Source organism: Nostoc sp. LEGE 12447, from assembly GCF_015206985.1.
GTDB lineage: Bacteria > Cyanobacteriota > Cyanobacteriia > Cyanobacteriales > Nostocaceae > Nostoc.
Map to the genome: position 1 here is coordinate 465246 of NZ_JADEXT010000003.1, position 7503 is coordinate 472748.

At 43.1% G+C, this 7503-nt stretch carries 6 protein-coding genes and 1 rRNA gene; 5 read left to right on the top strand and 2 right to left on the bottom strand.

The features are described from left to right. Nucleotides 1-82 precede the first annotated feature (82 nt). On the top strand, nucleotides 83-2701 hold the full coding sequence (gene clpB / locus IQ274_RS06745) for an ATP-dependent chaperone ClpB (RefSeq protein ID WP_194141759.1): 2619 nt from the start codon (nucleotides 83-85) through the stop codon (nucleotides 2699-2701). 159 nt (nucleotides 2702-2860) lie between these two features. On the opposite strand, the gene IQ274_RS06750 is transcribed toward clpB, so the two are convergent. Then, the gene (locus tag IQ274_RS06750) at nucleotides 2861-3415 is read right to left on the bottom strand and encodes an SRPBCC family protein (RefSeq protein ID WP_163937381.1); all 555 of its coding nucleotides are present in this window, start codon (nucleotides 3413-3415) and stop codon (nucleotides 2861-2863) included. A 421-nt stretch (nucleotides 3416-3836) separates the two neighbouring features. Here IQ274_RS06750 and IQ274_RS06755 point away from each other — a divergent pair, with 421 nt between their 5' ends. The 4 genes from IQ274_RS06755 (at nucleotide 3837) to lpxD (ending at nucleotide 6974) form a co-directional block, all read left to right on the top strand. Next, complete coding sequence (locus IQ274_RS06755; RefSeq protein ID WP_012410758.1) at nucleotides 3837-4031, top strand: hypothetical protein; 195 nt, start codon at nucleotides 3837-3839, stop codon at nucleotides 4029-4031. A gap of 160 nt (nucleotides 4032-4191) precedes the next feature. After that, entirely contained in the window at nucleotides 4192-4353 is a 162-nt protein-coding gene (gene rd / locus IQ274_RS06760; RefSeq protein WP_012410759.1) for a rubredoxin, read from the top strand. 52 nt (nucleotides 4354-4405) lie between these two features. After that, a complete protein-coding gene (locus IQ274_RS06765; RefSeq protein ID WP_194141760.1) occupies nucleotides 4406-5650 on the top strand; it encodes an NAD(P)/FAD-dependent oxidoreductase in 1245 nt (414 codons plus the stop codon). Nucleotides 5651-5921: 271 nt separating this feature from the next. Continuing rightward, nucleotides 5922-6974, top strand: a complete 1053-nt coding sequence (gene lpxD / locus IQ274_RS06770; protein ID WP_194141761.1) for a UDP-3-O-(3-hydroxymyristoyl)glucosamine N-acyltransferase — start codon at nucleotides 5922-5924, stop codon at nucleotides 6972-6974. Between the two features lie 405 nt (nucleotides 6975-7379). Here the strand turns inward: lpxD and rrf are convergent. Beyond that, nucleotides 7380-7497: ribosomal RNA gene (gene rrf / locus IQ274_RS06775) — 5S ribosomal RNA — on the bottom strand. Nucleotides 7498-7503 lie beyond the last annotated feature (6 nt).

Sequence of the window (7503 nt, forward strand, 5' to 3'; positions counted from 1 at the left end):
GCGCTAACAGCAGTCGCTCATGGGGGAAACCCCCAAGACCGCGCTGCTTCACCACTACGCCTCTACGTTCCTGAAAAAGCCTATGCAACCTACTAATCCTAACCAATTTACAGAAAAAGCCTGGGAAGCGATCGCCCATACCCCGGATATTGTTAAACAATATCAACAACAGCAAATTGAAAGCGAACACTTGATGAAGGCGTTGCTAGAACAAGATGGTCTAGCAACAGGGATTCTCACAAAAGCGGGTGTTAACCTCCAAAAACTGCGTGATCGCACTGAACAATTTTTTCAACGTCAGCCAAAAGTATCTGGTACTAGCAGTTCTGTTTACTTGGGACGCAGCTTAGATACACTTCTAGATCGGGCAGATGTGTATCGCAAAGAGTTTCAAGATGAATATATTTCAATTGAACACTTATTGCTGGCTTACGCTAAAGATGACCGCTTTGGCAAAGCTTTATTCCAAGAATTCGGTTTAGACGAAGGCAAACTAAAAGATATTATTAAACAAGTTCGGGGGAGCCAAAAAGTGACCGACCAAAATCCAGAAGGCAAATACGAAGCACTGGAAAAATACGGGCGTGATCTCACAGAAGCCGCGCGTAAAGGTCAACTCGATCCAGTGATTGGGCGGGATGATGAGATTCGCCGCACTGTCCAAATTCTGTCTCGCCGCACCAAGAATAATCCTGTGCTAATTGGTGAACCGGGTGTTGGTAAAACTGCGATCGCTGAAGGATTAGCACAGCGCATTATCGCAGGTGATGTACCCCAATCCCTCAAAGACCGCAAGCTAATTTCTTTAGATATGGGTGCTTTGATTGCGGGGGCAAAATTCCGGGGTGAATTTGAAGAACGCCTGAAAGCAGTATTAAAAGAAGTTACTGAATCTGGCGGCAATATTGTTTTATTTATTGATGAAATTCACACCGTTGTTGGCGCTGGTGCAACCCAAGGCGCGATGGATGCGGGTAACTTGTTAAAACCGATGTTGGCGCGGGGCGAATTGCGCTGTATTGGGGCGACAACTCTAGATGAATACCGCAAACATATCGAAAAAGATGCCGCACTAGAAAGACGCTTCCAGCAAGTTTATGTCGATCAACCCAGTGTAGAAGATAGTATTTCGATTTTGCGCGGCTTGAGAGAACGTTATGAAAACCACCACGGGGTGAAGATTTCTGATAGTGCTTTAGTTGCCGCCGCCGTATTGTCGAGTCGATATATTAGCGATCGCTTCCTCCCTGATAAAGCTATTGACTTGGTAGATGAAGCCGCCGCTAGATTAAAAATGGAGATTACCTCCAAACCAGAAGAACTCGACGAAATCGATCGCAAGATTCTGCAATTGGAAATGGAGAAGCTATCGCTGCAAAAAGAAAGCGATGCCGCTTCTCGTGAACGTCTAGAAAGACTAGAAAAAGAAATTGCCGATCTCAAAGAAGAACAAAGAACCCTCAATACTCAATGGCAGTCTGAAAAAGATATCATTGACAAAATTCAGTCCGTTAAAAAAGAGATTGAACGGGTCAATTTAGAGATTCAGCAAGCAGAACGCGATTACGACCTTAACCGCGCTGCGGAGTTGAAATATGGTAATTTAACCAGTTTGCATCGTCAGTTAGAAGCAGTAGAAGCTGAATTGGCAAGCGCCCAAAGAAGTGGAAAATCACTATTACGGGAAGAAGTCACAGAAGCTGATATTGCCGAAATTATTTCTAAATGGACAGGAATTCCCATCAGCAAGCTGGTGGAATCTGAGAAAGAGAAACTACTGCATTTAGAAGATGAACTACACCACCGCGTGATTGGACAAGAAGAAGCAGTCACAGCCGTAGCAGATGCAATTCAGCGATCGCGCGCTGGACTAGCTGATCCCAATCGTCCCATCGCTAGCTTTATTTTCCTTGGGCCTACAGGTGTGGGTAAAACCGAGTTGGCGAAAGCGCTGGCGGGCTATATGTTCGATAGCGAAGATGCGCTGGTGCGAATCGATATGTCGGAATATATGGAGAAACATGCCGTCTCCCGTTTAATCGGTGCGCCTCCAGGATATGTGGGTTACGAAGAAGGCGGACAACTAACAGAAGCGATTCGCCGCCGTCCTTACTCAGTGATTCTCTTTGACGAAATCGAGAAAGCCCACCCTGATGTTTTTAATATCTTCTTGCAAATTCTCGATGATGGTCGCGTCACTGATGCCCAAGGTCATAAGGTGGACTTCAAGAACGCTATTATCATCATGACTAGCAACATCGGTTCGCAATACATTCTTGATGTCGCTGGGGATAACGCTCACTACGACGAAATGCGCCGTCGAGTCATGGAAGCGATGCGGAATAGCTTCCGTCCAGAATTCCTCAACCGGATTGACGAAATCATCATCTTCCACGGTTTAGATAAGAAGGAATTACGGCAGATTGTGCTGTTGCAAGTACAAAGATTGCGTCAAAGATTGGTCGATCGCAAAATATCCCTCAAACTTTCGGATATTGCACTTGACTTTTTAGCAGAAGTAGGGTATGACCCAGTGTATGGGGCGCGTCCACTGAAGCGGGCAATTCAGCGAGAGTTAGAAACTCAAATTGCCAAAGCCATCTTGCGCGGTGAATTCAACAACGGCGATACCATCTTTGTAGATGTGCAAAATGAGCGTCTTTCTTTTAGTCGCTTACCCGTTGAGGTGTTTAGCAGCTAATTAGTCGAATATAAAACACCTCTCCCTCGTTTTACGTAGTAAAACTGTCCCTCTCCAAGTCTGAGAGGGATCAGCTTGAACTTTAGTTCAAGGCGGGGAGAGGTTGTTTAAACTCACTTTTTAAATAATTGAACTACACTATTCCCCATTCCCCATTCCCTACTGTTTACAAATTACTTGTCGCATTTTCCGCATATTTGCAGGCAATTCAAAGTTCATTGCTTGTTGAATGAAAATTGATGGAATGGGAATCAGAGGTGTAGCTTGCACGGTATAAGCAAGCAACGTGCCATTTCCACAATCTTTGAGTTCTAAATTGGCGTTAAAATCCTCAAAAGTCCCTTTTTCCATGCGAAATTGGATTTGTTGCCCCAGCACTTCTACAACGTTGAGGTAAATTTCCACTTGAGCCGTGAAAAAGAAAAAGGCTTTTTGTGCTGCTTGATATAGACGCTTCACTTCACCTTTGTGTGATATCTCGCTTTTAGTGATATCAGGAAAATATTGCACCCACCGGGGATAATCAGTTAATTGCTGCCAAACTTGCGATCGCACCATCGGCAAATACATCCAGGCTGTCACCGCGCCACCACACGCCTTGTGCGATCGCGTTTCTACCAAAATTTCACCCTGTACCAGCAACTTTTGTTTATCTTGACTCCAAGCCATATCTGAACCTGCAATAATTGAGTCTGAGATATGAGACGCAGACATAATGATTTTAGTTACTCCTCAACTCATCCACCTAAATAGAATTGAAACTACAAGCTATAAAACTTGATTTAGATCCAACCCATTAAATTTTAGTTCCAGTGTAATCCCGATCCTTTCCGGAAAGGGTGAGTTTTTGGTAATTATTTCAGTTACTTTACTGTAAAACCTGTAGTTTCGATCACAATTAACACAATTAATACTTAAGCGGGCTTGATAATAACACTATTTATAAATGAAAAACTAAGTTCTTAACAGCTAGAATGGCACAAACACTATTTAATATCAAGCACCTTACCCCAACCTCTGGATAGGATCTCTCGATTTTTGCGTATTATTTATGATGAAACTGTAACTTCATCATAACTTCATATCTGTTTGTCAATATCAAGTGTAATTTCTGTTGAGTTGAGAGGAAAATTAAGTGAGTCAATCTTCTTTAAATCGTAGATTAATCCAGATTTTTGGTATTCTTCTTGGTGTTAGTGTAGCCGTTTGGGTACTGAGAGGCTTTGGTATTCTTACTTTTATTCCAGGTGGAATAATTTTGCTACTACTACTAGGGGCGATCGCGATCGGGATTATCAGTTATGCTCAAAGGACTTGGTGGCGTTTGTAATCTGAATTTCTCATAATCTGGGAAATTTCCGCCAAGGTTACACGCCTTACCCGATAGGCCTTTATCCTCTCGTTTAAGAATTTTAGCGTGAGCATTTTCACTTACTGCCAAAAGTATTTAATAGGGAAGCGATGCCAACAATTTATTAGGGGAAAGAAACATGGCAAAGTATATATGTACCGTTTGCGGCTATGAATATGACCCAGAATTCGGCGATCCAGATAGCGATATAGCGCCGGGAACAGCTTTTGAAGATATACCAGATGATTGGGTATGCCCGACTTGTGGTGCCACAAAAGATCAATTTGAACTAGTTGAATAGTGAAGATAACAGCTAGCCTAGTAAAGTACGTGCTATTGAGAAATTTTAGAATTTGCTACCGTTACGAATCGTAGTTATTGGGGGTGGGGCTGCGGGATTTTTTGGCGCGATCGCTTGTGCTAAAGCCAATCCTGATGCCCAGGTTACTTTACTCGAAGCCAGTCGTCAACCACTGGCAAAGGTACTAATTTCTGGTGGTGGACGCTGCAACGTCACTCACGCTTGCTTTGACGCGGAGGAGTTAGTACAAAATTACCCCAGAGGTGCAAAAGCTTTGCGGGGTGCTTTGACTCGCTTTGGCCCTCAAGATACAGTAGCTTGGTTTGCTGCTAGTGGAGTCTATCTAAAAACTGAAGCTGATGGCCGGATGTTTCCTGTCACCAATACTTCAGAAACCATTGTGGAATGTCTGATTAAATCGGTGGCGACATCTGGGGTAAAACTCCGTGTCGGTACACACGTAACTTCGGTAAAACGAAGTGCAGCAGATGAGGGGTTTGATATTCTTCTTAAGTCGGGAGAGACGATTAAATGCGATCGCCTACTGCTTGCCACCGGCAGTAGTATTGTCGGTTATAAAATTGTCCGAGAGTTAGGTCATCAAATAGAACCGCCAGTGCCCTCGTTATTTACCTTTAACATTCTCGATCAAAAGTTGCGAGAGTTGGCTGGAGTTAGCGTTAACCCTGTCCAATTAAGATTATCTGCGGGTGGAAAATCCCAATTACAACAAACTGGGCCATTGCTCATTACCCACTGGGGTTTGAGTGGCCCAGCTGTTTTAAAGCTTTCTGCTTGGGGTGCGAGAGTTTTGCACGAAAGCCGCTATCAAGCCAAATTATTGATTAATTGGCTGCCCCTTATGCACCAAGAACAAGTGCGAGAAAAAGTTTTAGCAGTTAAAGATGAATGGGGAAAGAAAGCGATCGCATTGCATCGCGGCGTTGATTTACCCCATCGTCTCTGGCAATATATCATTGCCCGTGCAGGCATTACCACACAAGACCGTTGGGCAGAAATATCTAGTAAAACCTTAAATCAACTGGTGCAAGAACTTACTCAAGGACAATACTTAATCAACGGCAAAGGAGCCTTTAAAGAAGAATTTGTTACCTGTGGCGGCGTTAACCTCAAAGAAGTCAACTTCAAGACGATGGAAAGTAGGTTAGTTCCTGGCCTTTATTTTGCCGGAGAAATCTTAGATATTGATGGTGTTACCGGTGGGTTTAACTTCCAAAGTGCTTGGACAACTGGGTATTTGGCAGGGATAGCAATGGCGAATAGCCAGACAGCTTAAGAGAGTTTGTAGTAAGTACTTTAGTGCTTAGAAATCAAAGGCTAAAGTCCTTACGGCGAACTTATTAAAAATAATGTAGTAGATTACTATTTTTACTATTCCACTATTAAACAAGCGTTCTCTTAATTCTTATATATGATTAATCATTTCAAAACTTCGAAGTTTCTAGAGGAGAAATAATCTCTATATTAACTACTAATTATCTTGCTAGTACAAAGCGGCAAAAATAAAGCTACCATCCTTTGTAGGTCAATTTTGAACACACCCAACAATGAAATTTAGCGAAATTATCAGCCAATTTGGTGAAACAGCCACCAATCATAGCCTGACTAGCAACCCAGACCATGACCCAGAAATTATAGGGTTAGCAGCCATTGATGAAGCCACTAACGGTACTCTCAGCTACGTAGAAGGGCCAAAATTTGGGTCTTTTGTCAGTAAGACCAATGCTACAGCTTTAATTTTGCCCCAAGATGAAAAATTACAGGAGCTTGCACAAGAGAACGGTATTGTCTGGATATCGACCTCAGATCCGCGACTGTTATTTGCCAAAGCGATCGCACTTTTTTACCAACCATATCGCCCCGTTCCAGAAATTCATCCCACTGCTGTAATTCACTCCAGCGCAAAAGTTGGTAGTGATGTTTACGTTGGCCCCCATACTGTGATTCAGCAAGGCGTGGAAATTGGCGACGGTGCAATTATTCATCCCAATGTGGTGATTTATCCAGATACCAAAATCGGCGATCGCACCATCTTACACGCCAACTGTACTATTCACGAACGCACCCACATCGGTGCAGATTGTGTGATTCACAGTGGTGCAGTCATTGGTGCAGAAGGCTTTGGTTTTGTTCCTAGCCGTACTGGTTGGTTAAAAATGGAACAATCTGGCTATACAGTCTTAGAAGATGGGGTGGTAGTTGGCTGTAACACCGCTATTGACCGCCCAGCAGTCGGAGAAACACGGGTAGGCCGCAATACAGTAATTGATAACTTAGTACAAATAGGTCATGGCTGCCAAATTGGTTCTGGCTGTGCTATTGCAGGTCAGGCTGGTATGGCGGGGGGCGTTAAACTGGGGAATCGCGTTATTTTAGCTGGACAAACAGGAATCGCTAATCAAGTAAAAATAGGAGATGGTGCGATCGCATCTGCTCAAACTGGAATTCACAGTGATGTTGCACCAGGAGAAATTGTCTCAGGAACTCCAGCCATTCCTTACAAACTATATCTTAAGGTATGTGCTGTTTATAGTCGCCTACCAGATATGTATCAATCGCTAAAACAATTGCAACGTAAATTCAAAAATAGCAATGATTGAAGGAGGCAGAAGGCAGAACCTTGGAATTAACCACATTTTTGTAACAGTTAAAGTATTAAACTGATCTACATCTAGTCCAGAACTTAAGTTCTGGGCTAACTGATAGTTCAAGTCCGCTCATTTTCTATTATTGGATTTGGGGTCATATTGGATTTAGGGTCAGCGATCGCAATTTATCTAAAATTGTCATAAGCTAATCGGCATTTAAGTTGCATAAAAGTAGGGCTGAAGCTCTTACTACAAGCGAATCATTCTAGAAAAATGAATGACGATTAGCTTACCATAAACCACAATTTTTTGAAAATCGCGATCATCCACTGCTGATGCTACGACATTATTTTGCTCGTAAAACTAAAACCCGATAGCTATTAGATAAGCTAGCGGGTTTTGTTTGTTAAGTATTATCCCTGGCACCGAGCTATTTTTGCGTAGGGCGACCCCTAAACTATCGTTGCCGCAACAGCGTTTCACCTCTGAGTTCGGGAAGGGATCAGTGTGGTTCCACCGCGCAATAGACACCAGGAAAGAC

Coding starts and splice junctions, on each gene's coding strand:
- clpB (WP_194141759.1), top strand. CDS start 83: ATGCAACCTACTAATCCTAACCAATTTACAGAAAAAGCCTGGGAAGCG.
- rd (WP_012410759.1), top strand. CDS start 4,192: ATGGCAAAGTATATATGTACCGTTTGCGGCTATGAATATGACCCAGAA.
- lpxD (WP_194141761.1), top strand. CDS start 5,922: ATGAAATTTAGCGAAATTATCAGCCAATTTGGTGAAACAGCCACCAAT.
- IQ274_RS06750 (WP_163937381.1), bottom strand. CDS start 3,415: ATGTCTGCGTCTCATATCTCAGACTCAATTATTGCAGGTTCAGATATG.